The 372-nt window shown below is 64.5% G+C and carries 1 pseudogene; it reads left to right on the forward strand.

Features of this window, described 5'->3' with window-relative positions:
- A pseudogene (locus tag MELE44368_RS24820) lies at positions 1 to 372 on the forward strand (HNH endonuclease signature motif containing protein); the annotation flags it as partial.

Consider the following 372-nt stretch of genomic DNA (forward strand, 5'->3'; position numbering starts at 1 on the left):
TCGGCGCCTACGGCTGCCAAGCCCATCACGTGGAGGCCGACTGGACCGACGGCGCCAACACCAACATCGACGAACTCGGACTAGCCTGCGGACCCGACAACCGCAGCGTCGACCGCAACGGCGGCTGGAACACCCGCATGAACAACCACTGCGAAGTCGAATGGCTCCCACCACCTGACCTCGACACCGGCCAAGCCCGACTCAACTACTACCACCGACCCGAACGCCTCCTCCGACCCCACGACCAACCCGACAACCAAGTCACCGCAAACGAACCCACCGACGAAGAACAAGTCACCGAAAGTGACTCGGATGCCGCGGCATCAATCAACCAAGCCGACGAACCCGGCGGCCCGGCACCCCCAGGAGACC

It is taken from the genome of Mycolicibacterium elephantis DSM 44368, from assembly GCF_004014805.1.
GTDB classification, from domain to species: Bacteria; Actinomycetota; Actinomycetes; order Mycobacteriales; family Mycobacteriaceae; genus Mycobacterium; species Mycobacterium elephantis.